8 protein-coding genes are annotated in these 19,309 nt (G+C 51.3%); 6 read left to right on the top strand and 2 right to left on the bottom strand.

Annotation, left to right across the window (positions count from 1 at the left end; genetic code table 11):
* Positions 1–73 precede the first annotated feature (73 nt).
* The gene (gene nrdA / locus PS053_RS06600; RefSeq protein ID WP_001075187.1) at positions 74–2,359 is read right to left on the bottom strand and encodes a class 1a ribonucleoside-diphosphate reductase subunit alpha; all 2,286 of its coding nucleotides are present in this window, start codon (positions 2,357–2,359) and stop codon (positions 74–76) included.
* A gap of 688 nt (positions 2,360–3,047) precedes the next feature.
* Here nrdA and yfaL point away from each other — a divergent pair.
* Positions 3,048–6,824 carry an AIDA-I family autotransporter adhesin YfaL/EhaC gene (yfaL, locus tag PS053_RS06595; RefSeq protein WP_256879014.1) on the top strand — a complete coding sequence of 1,259 codons (3,777 nt, stop codon included), beginning with the start codon at positions 3,048–3,050 and terminating at the stop codon, positions 6,822–6,824.
* Positions 6,825–7,156: 332 nt separating this feature from the next.
* Here the strand turns inward: yfaL and ubiG are convergent, their stop codons facing one another.
* The gene (gene ubiG / locus PS053_RS06590; protein WP_059258306.1) at positions 7,157–7,879 is read right to left on the bottom strand and encodes a bifunctional 2-polyprenyl-6-hydroxyphenol methylase/3-demethylubiquinol 3-O-methyltransferase UbiG; all 723 of its coding nucleotides are present in this window, start codon (positions 7,877–7,879) and stop codon (positions 7,157–7,159) included.
* Positions 7,880–8,025: 146 nt separating this feature from the next.
* Here ubiG and gyrA point away from each other — a divergent pair, with 146 nt between their 5' ends.
* The 5 genes from gyrA to PS053_RS06565 all read left to right on the top strand — a co-directional run bounded on the left by gyrA (position 8,026) and on the right by PS053_RS06565 (position 19,307).
* The gene (gyrA, locus tag PS053_RS06585; protein ID WP_256879015.1) at positions 8,026–10,653 is read left to right on the top strand and encodes a DNA topoisomerase (ATP-hydrolyzing) subunit A; all 2,628 of its coding nucleotides are present in this window, start codon (positions 8,026–8,028) and stop codon (positions 10,651–10,653) included.
* A 148-nt stretch (positions 10,654–10,801) separates the two neighbouring features.
* Positions 10,802–12,499, top strand: a complete 1,698-nt coding sequence (locus PS053_RS06580; RefSeq protein WP_161537232.1) for a DUF2138 domain-containing protein — start codon at positions 10,802–10,804, stop codon at positions 12,497–12,499.
* Complete coding sequence (locus PS053_RS06575) at positions 12,496–13,119, top strand: DUF1175 domain-containing protein (RefSeq protein WP_161537231.1); 624 nt, start codon at positions 12,496–12,498, stop codon at positions 13,117–13,119. Before PS053_RS06580 ends, PS053_RS06575 begins: the two co-directional genes overlap by 4 nt.
* A gap of 29 nt (positions 13,120–13,148) precedes the next feature.
* On the top strand, positions 13,149–17,657 hold the full coding sequence (locus tag PS053_RS06570) for an alpha-2-macroglobulin family protein (protein WP_256879033.1): 4,509 nt from the start codon (positions 13,149–13,151) through the stop codon (positions 17,655–17,657).
* Positions 17,658–19,307 carry a YfaQ family protein gene (locus PS053_RS06565; RefSeq protein WP_256879016.1) on the top strand — a complete coding sequence of 550 codons (1,650 nt, stop codon included), beginning with the start codon at positions 17,658–17,660 and terminating at the stop codon, positions 19,305–19,307.
* The last annotated feature ends 2 nt before the right edge of the window (positions 19,308–19,309 follow it).

The following is a 19,309-nucleotide window of genomic DNA, read 5'->3' as shown; positions in this document are numbered from 1 at the left end:
GCGCGTCTTATCAGGCCTACAAACCGAGCCGTAGGCCGGATAAGGCGTTTACACCGCATCCGGCATCACAATATCAGATCTTACATGCGCCGCTTTCGCAGCCATCATCCTGAATTGACGGCACCAGATCGTCCTGTGCGTCTTCTGCGCCGTCACGGGTGTTCTGATAATACAGCGTTTTGACCCCGAATTTGTAGGCGGTGAGCAGGTCTTTCAGTAACTGCTGCATCGGCACTTTTCCTGACGGGAAGCGTGACGGATCGTAGTTGGTGTTAGCAGAGATCGACTGATCGATAAATTTCTGCATGATACCTACCAGTTGCAGGTAGCCATCGTTGCCTGGCATTTCCCACAGCAGTTCATAGGCGTCGTGCAGGTGCTCATAGTCTGGCACCACCTGGCGCAGAATACCGTCTTTCGACGCTTTAATGCTGACGTAACCGCGCGGCGGTTCAATACCGTTAGTGGCGTTAGAAATCTGCGAAGAGGTCTCGGACGGCATCAGGGCAGAAAGCGTGGAGTTACGCAGGCCATGCGTTTTGATCGACTCACGCAATGCTTCCCAGTCGTAATGCAGCGGCTCATTAGCGATGGCATCCAGATCTTTTTTATAGGTATCGATCGGCAGGATGCCTTTCGCGTAAGTGGTTTCGTTAAACCACGGGCACGCGCCTTGCTCTTTCGCCAGCTCATTAGAGGCTTTCAGCAGGTAATACTGAATGGCTTCGAAGGTTTTATGCGTCAGGTTGTTGGCGCTGCCGTCGGAGTAGCGTTTACCGTGCTTAGCCAGATAGTAAGCGAAGTTGATCACACCAATACCCAGCGTACGACGGCCCATTGCCCCGCGTTTTGCTGCCGGGATCGGGTAATCCTGATAATCCAGCAGTGCATCAAGTGCGCGAACTGCCAGAATTGCCAGTTCTTCCAGTTCATCCAGGCTGTTAATTGCGCCCAGGTTAAAAGCGGACAGCGTACACAGTGCGATTTCACCGTTTTCGTCGTTGACATCATTCAGCGGTTTGGTCGGCAGGGCGATTTCCAGGCACAGGTTAGACTGGCGTACTGGCGCTACCGCCGGATCAAACGGGCTATGGGTGTTGCAGTGGTCAACGTTCTGAATGTAAATACGCCCGGTAGACGCACGTTCCTGCATCATCAGCGAGAACAGCTCAACGGCTTTCACGCGCTGTTTGCGGATGCTGTCGTCTTTCTCATATTGGGTGTACAGACGTTCAAATTCTTCCTGATCGGCGAAGAACGCGTCGTACAGCCCCGGTACATCAGATGGACTGAACAGGGTGATTTCCTCGCCTTTCAGCAGGCGGGTGTACATCAGTTTGTTGATTTGTACGCCGTAGTCCATATGGCGCACGCGGTTGCCTTCAACGCCGCGGTTGTTCTTCAGCACCAACAGGCTTTCAACTTCCAGATGCCAGAGCGGGTAAAACAGCGTTGCTGCGCCACCGCGCACGCCGCCCTGAGAACAGGACTTCACTGCGGTCTGGAAATGTTTATAGAACGGGATACAGCCGGTATGGAACGCCTCGCCACCGCGAATTGGGCTACCCAGTGCACGAATACGACCAGCGTTAATACCGATACCTGCACGCTGAGAAACATATTTCACGATCGCGCTGGAGGTGGCGTTGATGGAATCCAGGCTGTCGCCGCACTCGATCAGTACACAAGAGCTGAACTGACGAGTCGGAGTACGTACGCCTGCCATAATCGGTGTCGGCAGCGAAATTTTAAATGTGGAAACCGCGTCGTAAAAACGCTTCACGTATTGCAGACGTGTTTCACGCGGGTAGTTCGAGAACAGGCACGCCGCAACCAGAATATAGAGGAACTGGGCGCTCTCGTAGATTTCGCCGGTCACGCGGTTTTGTACCAGATATTTCCCTTCCAGTTGCTTAACGGCAGCGTAAGAGAAGGTCATATCACGGTCGTGATCGATAAACGTGTCCATCTGCTTGAACTCTTCTTCCGTGTAGTCTTCCAGCAGATGATTATCGTATTTGCCCATTTCGACCATTTTTACTACGTGGTCATACAGCGCTGGCGGCTCAAACTGGCCGTAGGCTTTCTTACGCAGGTGGAAGATCGCCAGGCGTGCGGCGAGATACTGATAATCCGGTGCTTCACGGGAGATCAGGTCAGCAGCTGCCTTGATAATGGTTTCGTGGATGTCAGAGGTTTTGATACCGTCATAAAACTGAATATGGGAGCGCAGTTCGACCTGGGAAATCGAAACGTTATGCAGTCCTTCTGCCGCCCAGTCCAGAACGCGATGGATTTTGTCGAGGTTGATGCGCTCTGTGCTACCGTCGCGCTTTGTCACCAGCAGATTCTGATTCATGTCTGTAGTACCTGTTTTTGGAATTCTTTCCGCAATAGTATTGCCCTGGCTACAAGTAGTGAGGAAAGCCACTGAGAACACTATATATAGGGGGTATGTTTGGGATTCAGTGCAAGATAGTGTGAAAATGGCCCTCTTGCAAGTGCATAACTTTGTGGATAACTCGGGGAGGAAAAAGTGACTTCCACGCATCTTAGGTCAGACAAGGTGTTCGGGAAAGTCAATGGGAAGAGAAAAATTTGTTAAAAATAACTGTTCGATGATTTCTTGAACGCTAAATTTGAGATGATTATTGATCTGGATTATTTATTGTTCTTTTTAACAATGTCGCAAAATTTGATGACGGCACGGATTTATACAACATATGTGCGTGATGCCATGCTCATAATGTGAACGGATGTAAATGGTTTCAGTTCACAAAACAGGTATTTTTTAATCAGTAAATGTAAAATTAAAGTTCGCTTTGTTTATTACTCCAGGTAAACAAGAAAAGCATTAATCGCTATGATGTTTTTTAATTATTATTTTTTAAAGATTCAGTGGCTTTAATGAAAATAATAGCCCCATTTGAGGTGGATATTATTAGTGGAATAATCTCTTTTATGCGTTTTTTTTACAATTGATGTGTATCGATAATCACAAAATGATTTTTAATGATGGCGTGTTATTTCTCACAGGCTGTCAGATTATGAATAAAAAACGGATTGTTTTTATCAGGAAGGGATATCTATTAATTTTCCCGGCTGTCGTTGCCTGCGCGTTTACGCGTGCTAACGCAGCGTCGCAGATTATGGCTTCATGTCAGGGGAGAAACGTTACTACCAGTTGCCAGGCAAGCCGACAGAACGTTTCTGGAGGTTCACAGGCCTGGAATGTTGCTGACGGGCAATGGTTGATTTTTTCGGATATGGCTAATAATGCCAGTGGTGGCGCAGTATTTTTACAACAAGGTGCTGACTTTACGATATCTCCACAAAATGAAACGGGGATGACCCTGTTTGCTAATAACTCGATTAGTGGCGAATATAATAATGGCGGAGCTATCTTTGCCAAAGAAAATTCAACGATAAATCTTGCGAATGTTATTTTCGACAGTAACGTTGCAGGGGGCTATGGCGGAGCAATTTATTCTGCGGGAACAAACGATGCCGGTGATGTGGATTTAAATATCACTAATGCGATATTTGAGAATAATATCGCCAATGATGGTAAAGGTGGTGCTATTTATTCTATCAATAATGATGTTTATTTAAATGATGTCATTTTTGATAATAATCAGGCATATACATCAACCAGCTATAGTGATGGGGACGGCGGTGCCATTGATGTTACGGATAATAATACGGATAACACACATCTTTCAGGAAAAACGATAATTAATAATACCTCCTTTACCAATAACTATGCCGAAGGTTATGGCGGAGCAATTTATACCAGCAGCACCACATCCCCGTATCTTATTGATATTTCTGTTGATGATAATTATGACCAAAACAATGGTGTGATGATTGATGAAAATAACAGCGCCTCGGGATATGGCCATTCGGCGACGGCAGCGGCGGGGGGCTTTATGTATATCGGCCATAGTGTGGCTGAATTTAACATTGCCGCCGATAAGACGCTGATAATAGGCAATACCAGCAACGATGGCGCGATTGATTCTCTTGCCGGAACGGGAGTCATCGTGAAAGAGGGCGCGGGAGAGTTAGTCCTCAATGCCGACAATAATGCGTTTACCGGCGAGATGAGTATCCAGAATGGCGAGGTGACGCTGGGGCGCAGCGATGAGTTAATGAATGTCGGCGACACGCACTGTCAGAGCGATCCGCAGGATTGCTTTGGTCTGATGGTCGGCAGCACTGTTCATCCTGAGTATCAGGCAGAACTGAATGTTGGCAATACACAACAAACGTTTGTGCACTCATTAACCGGTTTTGCTAATGGCATTTTGAATATCGACGCAGGCGGTAATGTTACCGTAAACCAGGGCGGTTTTTCCGGCACGATTCAGGGTGAAGGACAGTTGACGGTAGCGCAAGATGGCAGCTACCTCCTGACAGGGGCGCAGTCGATGGCATTAACCGGCGATATTGTGGTGGAAGATAACGCCGTATTGTCGCTGGCGGGAAATCAGGCCGATTTACTGGCAATGCAGTCCGATCCGCAATCGATCGTGTTGAATGGCGGAGTATTGGACCTCTCTGATTTCACCACCTGGGATGGCGATGGCTCGTACAATGACGGCCTGCAAATCAGCGGCAGCGGGGGGACGGTGATTGGCAGTAATGATGTCGTTGATATCAGCAGTGGCGATGATTTACATATTGGCGGCAGTGATGCCAGCCAGAATGGCGTTTATGTCGTCATCAATGCGGGGGAGCAGCGCGTCACGCTGGCGAATAACAACGGTTACCTCGGTAATACGCAAATAGCCTCCGGTACGCTTGAAGTCAGTGATAATTCGCAATTGGGGGATACAAGTTACAACCGCTCAGTGATCTTCACAGATCCTCAACAACACAGTGAAATGGATGTGACGGCTGATGTTGATACTCGCTCGGCTACAACAGGTCAGGGCAGGAATATTGAAATGCGCGCTGATGGTGAAATCCGTGTGGAGGATGGCGTCGATACGCAATGGGGCGGATTAATGGCGGATAGTACCGGACAACAACTGGATAGCGTGAGTACGTTGACTAAAAGTGGGGGAGGGACGTTGGAGTTGACTGCCAGCGGCACCGCGACGTCTGCGGTACGTGTGGAGGACGGAACGCTAAAAGGCGATGCGGAGAATATTATTCCTTATGCATCTTCACTGTGGGTAGGGGAAGATGGTGTGTTTGAAACCGGGCAAAATCAGGATATACGCTCAATCGATGCCACCTCTGGCGGCGATATCGACATAACCGATGGTACTGTGTTGCGATTGACACAACAGGATACGAGCCAGGCGCTGGATGCTGCGTTATTTAGTGGTGGCGGTACGCTGGTGAATGCCACCGACGGCATGACGTTGACAGGTGAGCTTAATACCAACCTTGAAACTGACAGCCTGACTTATCTTTCAGACGTGACGGTTAATGGTGATCTGACCAATACGTCCGGTGCAGTCAGTCTGCAAAATGGCGTTGCTGGCGATACATTGACGGTGAATGGCGATTATACTGGCGGTGGTATGTTGCTGCTCGACAGTGAATTAGATGGCGATGATTCTGCGAGCGATATGTTGGTGCTTAATGGCAATACTTCCGGTAGCACTACGGTGGAGGTTAACCCCATTACCGGTATTGGCGAGCCGACATCCACGGGCATTAAAGTCGTTGATTTTGTCGCCGATCCCGCGCAATACCAAAATAACGCGCAGTTTAGTCTGTCGGGTAACGGTTACGTCAATATGGGAGCCTATGACTACACGTTAGTAGAAGATGACAACGACTGGTATTTGCGTTCGCAAAAAGTGACCCCGACGCCTCCGCCTGATCCGACTCCCGATCCTGATCCTACGCCAGATCCTGACCCTGACCCAACTCCAGACCCAACGCCGGACCCGACACCAGCTTATCAACCCGTGCTGAACGCGAAAATCGGGGGCTATCTTAATAACTTGCGGGCGGCAAACCTGGCGTTTGTCATGGAGCGGCGCGATCACGCCGGCGGTGATGGTCAACCGTTACATCTGCGTGTTATTGGCGGGCATTATCGTTACACGGCAGCGGGGCAGTTGGCCCAGCACGAAGACACCTCTACGGTACAGCTTAGCGGTAACCTGCTGACTGAACGTTGGGGCGATGATGGTGAGTGGATGCTGGGGGCGGTTGGCGGCTATAGCGATAATCAGGGCGATAGTCGCTCAAATATTACCTCGACCCGTGCCGATAACCAGAACCATGGTTATTCTGTAGGGCTAACCTCAAGCTGGTTTCAACATGGTAGCCAGCAACAGGGCGCGTGGCTGGATAGCTGGCTGCAATACGCCTGGTTTAACAATGATGTTTCCGAACCCGGCGACGGCACAGATCATTACCATTCATCAGGGATTGTCGCCTCGCTGGAAGCAGGGTATCAATGGTTGCCGGGAAGCGGCGTGTTGATTGAACCTCAGGCGCAGGTTATCTATCAGGGAGTGAAGCAAAACGATTTCACCGCGGCCAATCATGCCTGGGTTTCACAATCACAGGGTGATGATATTCAGACGCGGCTTGGATTACATAGTGAGTGGCGTACCGCCTTTCATGTCACGCCAACGTTAGATCTGAATTATTATCACGATCCCCATTCGGCGGAAATTAAAGAAGATGGCAGCACTGTCAGCGACGATGCGGTGAAGCAACGGGGTGAAATAAAAGTGGGAATCACAGGCAATATCAGTCAGCGAGTTTCCCTGCGCGGTAGCGTGGCGTGGCAGAAAGGAAGCGACGATTTTTCCCAGACGGCAGGGTTTTTATCGATGACGGTGAAATGGTAATCGCTGTCTGACCTGCACTGTTGGCAGATGCGGCGTAAACGCGTTATCCGTCCTACGGGGGAGCCATTTGTAGGCCTGATAAGACGCGGTAAGCGTCGCATCAGGCATTGGAATCGTAGCCGGATGCGGCGTAAACGCCTTATCCGTCCTACGGGGACCGTTTGTAGGCCTGATAAGACGCGTTAAGCGTCGCATCAGACATTGGAATCGTAGCCGGATGCGGCGTAAACGTCTTATCCGTCCTACGGGGGAGCCATTTGTAGGCCTGATAAGGCGCGGCAAGCGTCGCATCAGGCATTGGCACGGTGGCCGGAAGTATCCGGCTAACAATCTTATTTATTCTGCGTGTGCAGCATATAGTTCACATCAACGCCGGGGCCGAGCTTAAAAGTATTCGTGATCGGGTTGTAATGCAGCCCGGTCATATGACGCTCTTTTAAACTGGTCTGATCCACCCAGCCCAGCAATTCTGCCGGTTTAATAAACTTCTTCACATCATGCGTGCCTTTCGGCACCATGCGCAAAATATATTCCGCGCCGACCACTGCCATCAGCCACGACTTGCCGTTGCGGTTAAGCGTCGAGAAAAAGACATCGCCACCTGGCTTCACCAGTTGCGCACAGGCTCTGACGACTGATTGCGGATCGGGAACATGCTCCAGCATCTCCATGCAGGTCACTACATCATACTGCCCGGCATGTTTTGCCGCGTGCTCTTCAACGGTTTCTTGCACGTACTCGACCTGGATACCGCTTTCCAGCGCATGCAGTTTTGCCACCTGCAATGGCTCAAATCCCATATCTAGTCCGGTCACTGTCGCGCCTTCTCGCGCCATACTTTCGGCCAGAATGCCGCCGCCACAACCGACATCGAGCACCTTTTTGCCAAATAATCCGCCAGCACGCTCGGCAATATAGCCCAGACGCAGCGGATTAATGCGGTGCAGTGGCTTAAATTCGCCTTCCAGATCCCACCAGCGGGAAGCAACGGCTTCAAATTTCGCGATCTCTTCGTGGTCTACGTTATGGGTTATCGGCGATTTTTCGGCATTCATTGGCACTTCTACTCCGTAATTGGCAAGACAATCGAGTATATCAGGCATTGGATGTGAATAAAGCGTATAGGTTTACCTCAATCTGCGCGGCTGTGTTATAATTTGCGACCTTTGAATCCGGGATACAGTAGAGGGATAGCGGTTAGATGAGCGACCTTGCGAGAGAAATTACACCGGTCAACATTGAGGAAGAGCTGAAGAGCTCCTATCTGGATTATGCTATGTCGGTCATTGTTGGCCGTGCGCTGCCGGATGTCCGAGATGGCCTGAAGCCGGTACACCGTCGCGTACTTTACGCCATGAACGTACTAGGCAATGACTGGAACAAAGCCTATAAAAAATCTGCCCGTGTCGTTGGTGACGTAATCGGTAAATACCATCCCCATGGTGACTCGGCGGTTTATGACACGATCGTCCGTATGGCGCAGCCATTCTCGCTGCGTTACATGCTGGTAGACGGTCAGGGTAACTTCGGTTCTATCGACGGCGACTCTGCGGCGGCAATGCGTTATACGGAAATCCGTCTGGCGAAAATTGCCCATGAACTGATGGCCGATCTCGAAAAAGAGACGGTCGATTTCGTTGATAACTATGACGGCACGGAAAAAATTCCGGACGTCATGCCGACCAAAATTCCTAACCTGCTGGTGAACGGTTCTTCCGGTATCGCCGTAGGTATGGCAACCAACATCCCGCCGCACAACCTGACGGAAGTCATCAACGGTTGTCTGGCGTATATTGATAATGAAGACATCAGCATTGAAGGGCTGATGGAACACATCCCGGGGCCGGACTTCCCGACGGCAGCGATCATTAATGGTCGCCGTGGTATCGAAGAAGCTTACCGTACCGGTCGCGGTAAGGTGTACATCCGTGCGCGCGCCGAAGTGGAAGTTGACGCCAAAACCGGGCGTGAAACCATTATCGTCCACGAAATTCCGTATCAGGTGAACAAAGCGCGTCTGATCGAGAAAATTGCGGAACTGGTAAAAGAAAAACGCGTGGAAGGCATCAGCGCGTTGCGTGACGAGTCTGACAAAGACGGGATGCGCATCGTGATTGAAGTTAAACGCGATGCGGTCGGTGAAGTGGTGCTCAACAACCTCTATTCCCAGACCCAGTTGCAGGTTTCCTTCGGTATCAACATGGTGGCATTGCACCATGGTCAGCCGAAGATCATGAACCTGAAAGACATCATCGCTGCGTTTGTTCGTCACCGCCGCGAAGTGGTGACCCGTCGTACCATTTTCGAACTGCGTAAAGCCCGTGACCGTGCGCATATCCTTGAAGCATTAGCTGTGGCGCTGGCGAACATCGACCCGATCATTGAACTGATCCGTCATGCGCCGACCCCGGCAGAAGCGAAAACCGCACTGGTTGCCAATCCGTGGCAGCTGGGCAACGTTGCCGCAATGCTGGAACGTGCTGGCGACGATGCTGCGCGTCCAGAATGGCTGGAACCCGAGTTTGGCGTGCGTGACGGGTTGTACTATCTGACCGAGCAGCAAGCTCAGGCGATTCTGGATCTGCGTTTGCAGAAACTGACCGGCCTTGAGCATGAAAAACTGCTCGACGAATATAAAGAGTTGTTAGATCAGATTGCGGAACTGTTGCGTATTCTTGGCAGCGCCGATCGCTTGATGGAAGTGATCCGTGAAGAGCTGGAGCTGGTTCGTGAACAGTTCGGTGACAAACGCCGCACGGAAATCACTGCCAACAGCGCAGATATCAACCTGGAAGATCTGATCACTCAGGAAGATGTTGTTGTCACGCTCTCTCATCAGGGGTACGTGAAATATCAGCCGCTTTCTGAATACGAAGCGCAGCGTCGTGGCGGTAAAGGTAAATCTGCCGCACGTATTAAGGATGAAGACTTTATCGACCGACTGCTGGTGGCGAACACCCACGATCATATCCTGTGCTTCTCCAGCCGTGGTCGCGTCTATTCGATGAAAGTTTATCAACTGCCGGAAGCGACCCGTGGCGCGCGTGGTCGTCCGATAGTCAACCTGCTGCCGCTGGAGCAGGACGAACGTATCACTGCGATCCTGCCGGTGACCGAGTTTGAAGAAGGCGTGAAAGTCTTCATGGCGACCGCTAACGGTACCGTGAAGAAAACGGTCCTGACCGAATTCAACCGTCTGCGTACTGCCGGTAAAGTGGCGATCAAACTGGTTGAAGGCGATGAACTTATCGGCGTTGACCTGACCAGCGGTGAAGACGAAGTGATGCTGTTCTCCGCCGAAGGTAAAGTGGTGCGCTTCAAAGAGTCTTCTGTCCGCGCAATGGGTTGCAACACTACCGGTGTTCGCGGTATCCGTTTAGGCGAAGGCGATAAAGTCGTCTCTCTGATCGTGCCGCGCGGCGATGGCGCAATCCTTACTGCAACGCAGAACGGTTACGGTAAACGTACCGCGGTGGAGGAGTATCCAACTAAGTCGCGTGCGACGAAAGGGGTCATCTCCATCAAAGTTACCGAACGTAACGGTTTAGTGGTTGGCGCGGTGCAGGTTGATGACTGCGACCAGATCATGATGATCACTGATGCGGGGACGCTGGTCCGTACTCGCGTGTCGGAGATCAGCATCGTGGGCCGTAACACCCAGGGCGTGATCCTTATCCGTACTGCAGAAGGGGAGAACGTGGTGGGGCTGCAACGTGTTGCAGAACCAGTTGACGATGAAGATCTGGATGCTATTGACGGCAGCGCAGCGGAAGGGGACGATGAAATCGCTCCGGAAGTGGACGTTGACGACGAACCAGAAGAAGAATAATTTTATTTCTTCATGCCAAAAGGGAGTAATCTCCCTTTTTTGAATTGAAAAGTCCAGGCTGCAAAGTCTGGGCTTTTGTTGTATTAAGGCGCGAGAAAATTTTGCATCGCCCGTAAAAAATGGCTGGCTTTACACAAGGAATGTGGCAATGAGTGGTGAAAAAAGGGCGAAAGGCTGGCGGTTTTATGGTCTTGTAGGTTTTGGCGCAATAGCACTGCTTTCCGCGGGTGTCTGGGCATTGCAATATGCTGGCAGTGGGCCAGAAAAAACGTTGTCGCCTCTGGTGGTGCACAACAATCTGCAAATCGATCTCAATGAGCCGGACCTCTTTCTCGACAGCGATTCGTTAAGCCAGCTTCCCAAAGACCTCCTCACAATTCCTTTTCTGCGCGATGTTCTAAGTGAAGATTTCGTTTTTTATTATCAGAACCATGCTGACCGTCTGGGGATTGAAGGCAGTATTCGGCGCATTGTGTATGAACATGATTTAACGCTGAAAGATAAGCTCTTTTCTTCATTGTTAGACCAGCCAGCGCAAGCGGCGCTGTGGCACGACAAACAAGGCCATCTGTCGCATTATATCGTGCTGATTCAACGCAGTGGTTTGAGTAAGTTATTGGAGCCGTTACTGTTTGCCGCCACCAGCGACAGCCAGTTAAGTAAGACGGAGATCAGTAGCATTACGATTAATAACGAAACCATACCTGTTTATCAACTGCGCTATAACGGCAATAACTCACTGCTGTTTACCCGTTATCAGGACAAGATGCTGGTTTTTTCCAGCACAGATATGTTGTTTAAAGGCGACCAGCAGGATACCGAAGCCACGGCGATCGCGAGTGATTTGTTGAGCGGGAAAAAACGCTGGGAGGCCAGCTTTGGCCTGGAAGACCGTTTGCAATCCTCCGCTGAAAAACCACTTGTTCGCCAGCGTATCGTGGTTAGCGCTAATTTGCTGGGTTTAGGTTACCAGCGGCTAATTCCTTCTTTTGCTGGCGTGCGCTTTGAAATGAGCAATGATGGCTGGCGCAGCTTTCTGGCGTTGAATGATGAATCCGCCAGTGTCGATGCCAGTTTTGATTTCACTCCGGTATGGCGCAGTATGCCTGCTGGCGCCAGCTTCTGCGTGGCGCTGCCTTATTCGCACGGTATTGCCGAAGAGATGCTCTCGCATATCAGCCAGGAAAACGACAAATTGAGCGGGATGTTGGACGGTGCTGCCGGGCTATGCTGGTATGAAGATTCCAGGTTGCAAACCCCCCTGTTTATTGGTCAATTTGATGGCGCTGCCGAGCAAGCGCAACTGCCAGGGAAGCTGTTTACACAAACAATCGGGGCCCTCGAGAGCAAAGCACCTGAAGGTGTGTTGCCGGTAACGCAAACACAACAGGGCGACGCGCTAATCTGGCGGCGTGAAGTCAGTTCCCGTTATGGTCAGTATCCCACAGCCCAGGCGGCGAAACCAGAACAACTGATGTCCGATTATTTTTTCCGCGTCTCGCTGGCGATGCAGAACAAGACGCTGATTTTCTCCCTTGACGACACGCTGGTTAATAACGCGCTGCAAACGCTGAACAAAACGCGCCCGGCAATGGTGGATGTAATACCGGCTGATGGCGTCATTCCGGTCTATATCAATCCACAAGGGGTGGCAAAATTACTGCGTAATGAAACGTTGGCCAGCTTGCCAAAAAACCTTGAGCCTGTTTTTTATAACGCAGCGCAGACTTTATTAATGCCTAAGCTGGACGCTTTATCGCAACAACCCCGTTATGCAATGAAACTGGTCAAGATGGAGCCCGGGGCTACCTGGCAGTGGTTGCCTGTTAGCTGGCAACCATTATGAGGCGCGTGTTGTCGGCGCTGATTTGCTGGCTGTTTTGTTTTTTCGCCCATAGCGAAATGCTGGATGTCGAACAATCGGGACTATTTCGTGCCTGGTTTGTGCGCATTGCCCAGGAACAACTTCGTCAGGGGCCAAGCCCACGTTGGTATCAGCAGGATTGCGCGGGTCTGGTGCGCTTTGCGGCAAACGAGGCGTTGAAAGTTCATGACAGTAAATGGCTAAAAAATAACAGCATATCTAACCAGTATCTGCCGCCAGAGATGGAGCTAACACCTGAACAGCGGCAATTGGCACAAAACTGGAGCCAGGGGAATGGGAAAACTGGCCCCTATGTGACCGCAATTAATTTGATTCAGTACAACAGCCATTTTATTGGCCAGGACATAAACCAGGCGTTGCCTGGCGATATGATTTTTTTCGATCAGGGCGATGACCAGCACTTAATGGTATGGATGGGGCGTTACATCATCTACCACACCGGAAGCGCCACAAAAACTGACAACGGAATGCGCGCAGTCAGTCTGCAACAACTTATGACATGGAAGGACACCCGATGGATACCCAACGATTCCAATCCCAATTTCATTGGCATTTATCGTTTAAATTTTCTGGCGCGATAGCGGCCTGCCTGTACCTGTCTCTCGCGGGGATGGGGATTGTTAAAGCCGACGATTCGCTTCCTTCCAGCAACTATGCGCCGCCCGCTGGTGGTACCTTCTTTCTGCTCGCCGACAGCAGTTTTAGCAGCGGCGAAGAGGCGAAAATTCGACTGGAAGCGCCAGGGCGTGATTATCAGCGCTATCAGATGGAAGAATACGGCGGAGTGGATATTCGTTTATATCGCATTCCTGATCCCATTTCATTCCTGCGTCAGCAGAAAAACCTGCACCGCATTATGGTGCAGCCGCAATATCTGGGCGATGGCCTTAGCAATACATTAACCTGGCTGTGGGATAACTGGTACGGCAAGTCCCGCCGCGTGATGCAACGTTCTTTCTCTTATCAGTCGCGGCAGAATGTGACCCAGGCATTACCCGAGTTGCAGATTGGCAATGCCATCATCAAACCTTCGCGTTATGTACAAAACAGCCAGTTTTCACCGCTGAAGAAATATCCTCTGGTGGAACAGTTCCGTTATCCATTGTGGCAGGCAAAACCCGTTGCGCCGCAGCAGGGCGTGAAACTGGAAGGCGCATCCAGTAATTTCATTTCGCCGCAGCCGGGAAATATCTATATCCCTCTGGGCAAACAAGAGCCGGGGCTGTACCTCGTCGAAGCGATGATCGGTAGTTATCGGGCGACGACGGTGGTGTTTGTCTCTAATACCGTGGCGCTCAGCAAAGTGTCGGGTAATGAGCTTTTGGTGTGGACCGCTGGCAAAACACAGGGTGAAGCGAAGCCTGGATCTGAGATCCTCTGGACTGACGGTCTTGGCGTGATGACACGTGGCGTCACCGATGATAGCGGTACGTTACAGTTACAGCATATATCACCGGAACGTTCATACATTCTCGGCAAAGATGCTGAAGGCGGTGTTTTTGTATCAGAGAACTTCTTCTACGAAAGCGAAATCTACAACACGCGCTTGTATATTTTTACCGACCGTCCTCTGTACCGCGCAGGCGATCGTGTTGATGTCAAAGTAATGGGACGTGAATTTCACGATCCGCTACATTCATCCCCCATTGTCAGTGCTCCGGCGAAACTTTCGGTGTTGGACGCCAACGGTAGCTTGTTGCAAACCGTTAATGTCACGCTTGATGGCCGTAACGGCGGGCAGAGTTCATTTCAGTTACCAGAAAATGCCGTTGCTGGTGGCTATGAGCTACGGCTGGCCTACCGCAATCAGGTTTATAGCAGCAGCTTTCGCGTCGCAAGCTACATCAAACCCCATTTTGAGATTGGTTTAGCGCTCGATAAAAAGGATTTCAAAACCGGCGAGGCGGTGAGCGGCAAACTGCAACTGCTTTATCCAGACGGCGAGCCGGTAAAAAATGCTCGCGTGCAATTAAGCTTACGCGCACAACAACTTTCGATGGTCGGTAACGATTTGCGCTATGCAGGACGTTTCCCGGTGTCGCTTGAAGACAGTGAAACTGTTTCAGACGATAGCGGTCATGTGGCGTTGAATCTTCCTGCTTCTGATAAACCGAGTCGTTATTTACTGACAGTCTCTGCCAGCGACGGTGCGGCGTATCGCGTCACCACCACCAAAGAGATCCTCATTGAACGCGGCCTGGCGCATTACACGCTAAGCACCGCCGCGCAATACAGTAATAGCGGTGAGTCGGTTGTTTTTCGCTATGCTGCGCTGGAAACGTCAAAGCAGGTTCCCGTTAAGTACGAGTGGTTGCGTCTGGAAGACAGAGCCAGCCAGAGCGGGGAACTGGCATCCGGCGGCAAATCATTCACGGTAAATTTTGACAAACCGGGCAACTATAACCTGACTTTGCGCGATAAAGACGGCTTAATTCTCGCGGGATTAAGTCATGCTGTAAGTGGCGCGGGGTATACCGCACATGCCGGTACGGTAGATATTGTGGCGGATAAAACACTGTACCAGCCAGGCGAAACCGCGAAGATGCTGATTACCTTCCCGGAACCTATTGATGAAGCGTTGTTAACACTGGAGCGCGATCGGGTGGAACAACAGTCGCTGCTATCGCATCCGTCCAACTGGCTGACGCTGCAACGTGTAAGCGATACCCAGTATGAGGCCCGCATTCCAGTCAGTAATACCTTTGCGCCTAACATCACTTTTTCGGTGCTCTATACCCGCAATGGTCAGTACAGTTTTCAAAATGCCGGTATCAAAGTGGTTGTCCCCCAGTTAGATATTCGGGTGAAAACAGATAAAGCCCAGTACCAACCGGGTGAGCTGGTGAATGTGGAATTAACCTCGCTGTTGAAAGGGAAACCTGTTTCAGCACAACTAACTGTCGGCGTGGTCGATGAAATGATCTACGCGCTGCAACCAGAAATCGCACCAAATATCGGCAAGTTTTTCTATCCCCTGGGGCGAAACAATGTTCGTACCAGTTCCAGCTTATCATTTATCAGCTACGACCAGGCGCTCTCCAGCGAACCTGTTGCGCCTGGCGCGACCAACCGTAGCGAGCGCCGGGTGAAAATGCTGGAACGTCCACGACGTGAAGAGGTTGATACCGCCGCATGGTTGCCATCGCTGACCACCGATAAAAAAGGGAAAGCGTACTTTACTTTCCTGATGCCAGATTCGTTAACTCGCTGGCGTATTACCGCCCGTGGGATGAACGGTGACGGACTGGTCGGGCAGGGGCGAGCTTACCTGCGTTCGGAAAAAAATCTCTATATGAAGTGGAGTTTGCCAACGGTCTATCGACAGGGCGATAAACCAGATGCTGGGCTGTTTATCTTCAGCCAACAGGATAACGAACCGGTTGAACTGGTGAGCAAATTCGCTGGTGAAGAGGCACGTCAGCCGCTGACGCTACATAAAGGGGCAAACTATATTTCTCTGGCGCAGAACATTCAGCAATCTGGTTTGTTAAGTGCAGAATTGCAGCAAAATGGACAAGTGCAGGACAGCATTAGCACCAGACTGGCTTTTGTTGATGACGCCTGGCCTGTCGAACAGCAGAAGAACGTCATGCTCAGCGGTGGCGATAATGCGCTGATGCTGCCCGAGCAGGCAAGTAATGTCCGGCTACAAAGTAGCGAAACACCGCAGGAGATTTTCCGCAACAACCTGGATGCGTTAATTGAAGAACCGTGGGGTGGAGTGGTCAACACCGCCAGCCGACTTATTCCGCTGAGTCTTGCCTGGCGTACGCTTGCCGATCATCAGAGTGCTGCTGCAAATGACATTCGGCAGATGATGCAAAACAGCCGTTTACGGCTGATGCAACTGGCGGGGCCGGGAGCGCGCTTTACCTGGTGGGGGGAAGATGAGAGCGGCGATGCGTTTATGACGGCGTGGGCATGGTACGCCGACTGGCAGGCCAGCCAGGCATTGGGTGTCACACAGCAACCAGAATACTGGCAACATATGCTCGACAGCTATGCGGAGCAGGCGGATAACATGCCGTTATTGCATCGTGCGCTGGTGCTGGCGTGGGCGCAGGAGATGAATCTGCCTTGTGGAACGCTGTTAAAAGGGCTGGATGAAACCATCTCCCAAAGAGGGGTAAAAACGGAAGATTTGTCAACGGAAGATACTAGCAATATTAACGACAGCCTGATTCTCGGCGCGCCGGAATCTCCGTTGGCTGATGCGGTAGCGAAAGTGTTATCCAGCACGCTCATGAAGAAAGCGCAACTAACCTCCATTGTCATGCCGCAGGTTCAGAATGATGCGTGGCAGAAAGCGGCGAATAGCAATCAACCGTTGGCGCGCACTGTCATATTGCTAAATAGCGGTGGCGATGCAATCCAGGCCGCAGCCATTTTACGTGGTTTAACCACTCAACAATCCGGTATTGAACGCGCACTGGCCATGAACTGGCTGGCGAAGTATATGTCTACAATGCCTCCAGTCGTATTACCTGCTCCAGTGGGGGCATGGGCCAAACAGAAAGCTGCCGGAGGGGGCGAATACTGGCGCTGGGTCGGTCAGGGAGTGCCTGAAACGCTCTCTTTCGGTGACGAACTACCGCCGCAAAATGTGCAGATCCGCTGGCGTGAACCGGCAAAAAACGTGCAGCAAAGTCATGTTCCGGTAACGGTTGAGCGACAGTTGTATCGGCTGATTCCGGGAGATGAAGAGATGAGCTTCACCTTGCAATCGGTTACCAGCAATGAAATTGACAGCGATTCGCTGTACCTCGATGAAATCACGCTCACCAGCGAGCAAGACGCGTCGCTACGTTACGGTCAACTGGAAGTACCGCTGCCGCCAGGGGCTGACGTTGAGCGCACGACATGGGGTATTTCAGTCAGTAAACCCAGTACCGGAAAGCAAAAAGGACAACTGCTGGAAAAAGCACGTAATGAAATGGGGGAACTGTCCTATATGGTGCCGGTGAAAGAATTGAAGGGAACGGTGACTTTCCGCCATCTGTTACGTTTCTCGCAAAAAGGGCAATTCGTTCTGCCTCCGGCGCGTTACGTGCGCACTTATGCGCCAGCACAGCAGCGTTTTGCGGTTGGTGACGTATGGGCCGGGATGCAGGTGAAATAGATGAACTGGTGCAAAGTTGTCTGGCTATTGGCGTGGATTTCTTTACCAACGCTTGCGGGAGAGCTGCCGCTGCAACTGGCGCTGCGTGGTACGCAGCATGATCAACTTTATCAGTTGACGCCATCAGGCGTAGCTTCCGTCTCGACGCTACCGGATACGCTCTCCACGCCGTTGGGTAGCTTATGGAAGCTGTATGTTTACGCATGGCTGGAAGATACCCATCAACCGGAACAGCCGTACCAGTGTCAGGGAAAATCTCCCGAAGAAGTTTACTGTTGCCAGGCGGGAGAAAGTATTACACGTGATACCGCTCTGGTGCGCTCCTGTGGTCTCTATTTTGCGCCGCAACGGTTGCACATTCGTAGCGATGTGTGGGAGCAATACTGGCAACAGCGTCAGTCGCCCACGTGGGTAACGTCGCTTACCACGCTAAAACCAGAAACATCGGTAACTGTAAAGTCACTGCTCGATTCACTCGCGACGTTACCTGCGCAAAACAAAGCCCAGGAAATACTACTCGACGTGCTGCTGGACGATTCGAAAATGGGGGTGGCGTCGATGCTCGGCAGTCGGGTCCGGGTGAAAACCTGGAGCTGGTTTGCCGATGATAAACAGGAAATCCGTCAGGGTGGTTTTGCTGGTTGGCTAACTGATGGCACGCCGCTGTGGGTTTCCGGTAGCGGAACCAGCAAAACGGTATTGACCCGTTATGCCACCGCTCTTAATCAGGTTCTGCCTGTACCACAGCAAGTTACCAGTGGGCAATGTGTTCTGGTGGATCTGTTTGCTCGCTATCCACTGAAAAAAGTGACACAGGATAAGAGCACGAAGGCGGTACCATCAGGCGTGCTCAACGGGCGCTATCGCGTGATGTTTGCCAATGGTAACCACATTACCTTTGTTAGCCACGGCGAGACGACCTTACTGACAGAAAAGGGCAAACTGAAATTGCAGTCGCATCTTGATCGTGAAGAGTACGTTGCCAGAGTGCTGGATCGCGAGGCGAAAAGTACGCCGCCTGAGGCAGCGAAAGCTATGACCGTGGCGATTCGCACCTTTTTACAGCAAAACGCCGATCGCGAAGGCGATTGTCTGACCATCCCGGACAGCAGCGCCACTCAACGTGTTTCTGCATCGCCAGCCTCTGTTGGCGCGAGGGCGATGGCCGCCTGGACGCAGGATCTCATCTATGCTGGCGAGCAGGTACATTATCACGGTAGCCGTGCTAACGAAGGGACGCTTTCCTGGCGACACGCTACCGCTCAGGCGGGGCTGGGGGAACGTTACGACCAGATACTTTCGTTTGCCTATCCCAATAACAACCTGGCCCGTTGGGGAGCGCCACGTTCAACCTGCCAGTTATTGCCAAAAGCGAAAGCCTGGCTGGCGGAAAAAATGCCGCAGTGGCGGCAAATCTTACAAAGTGAGACGGGCTATAACGAGCCTGAAGTCTTTGCGGTTTGCCGTTTAGTCTCGGGTTTTCCTTACACCGATCGGCAGCAGAAACGGTTATTTATTCGTAACTTCTTTACGCTTCAGGATCGACTGGATTTAACCCATGAGTATCTGCATCTGGCGTTCGATGGTTATCCCACCGGGCTGGATGAGAACTATATCGAAACGCTGACCCGACAATTATTAATGGACTAATA

The sequence above is a fragment of the Escherichia albertii genome (genome assembly GCF_028622335.1).
Classification (GTDB): Bacteria; Pseudomonadota; Gammaproteobacteria; order Enterobacterales; family Enterobacteriaceae; genus Escherichia; species Escherichia albertii.
The sequence above is the reverse complement of the archived record's forward strand: the minus strand, read 5'-3'. Positions and strand labels throughout refer to the sequence as shown.

Coding starts and splice junctions, on each gene's coding strand:
- yfaL (WP_256879014.1), top strand. CDS start 3,048: ATGAATAAAAAACGGATTGTTTTTATCAGGAAGGGATATCTATTAATT.
- ubiG (WP_059258306.1), bottom strand. CDS start 7,879: ATGAATGCCGAAAAATCGCCGATAACCCATAACGTAGACCACGAAGAG.
- PS053_RS06580 (WP_161537232.1), top strand. CDS start 10,802: ATGAGTGGTGAAAAAAGGGCGAAAGGCTGGCGGTTTTATGGTCTTGTA.
- PS053_RS06565 (WP_256879016.1), top strand. CDS start 17,658: ATGAACTGGTGCAAAGTTGTCTGGCTATTGGCGTGGATTTCTTTACCA.
- PS053_RS06570 (WP_256879033.1), top strand. CDS start 13,149: ATGGGGATTGTTAAAGCCGACGATTCGCTTCCTTCCAGCAACTATGCG.
- gyrA (WP_256879015.1), top strand. CDS start 8,026: ATGAGCGACCTTGCGAGAGAAATTACACCGGTCAACATTGAGGAAGAG.
- PS053_RS06575 (WP_161537231.1), top strand. CDS start 12,496: ATGAGGCGCGTGTTGTCGGCGCTGATTTGCTGGCTGTTTTGTTTTTTC.
- nrdA (WP_001075187.1), bottom strand. CDS start 2,359: ATGAATCAGAATCTGCTGGTGACAAAGCGCGACGGTAGCACAGAGCGC.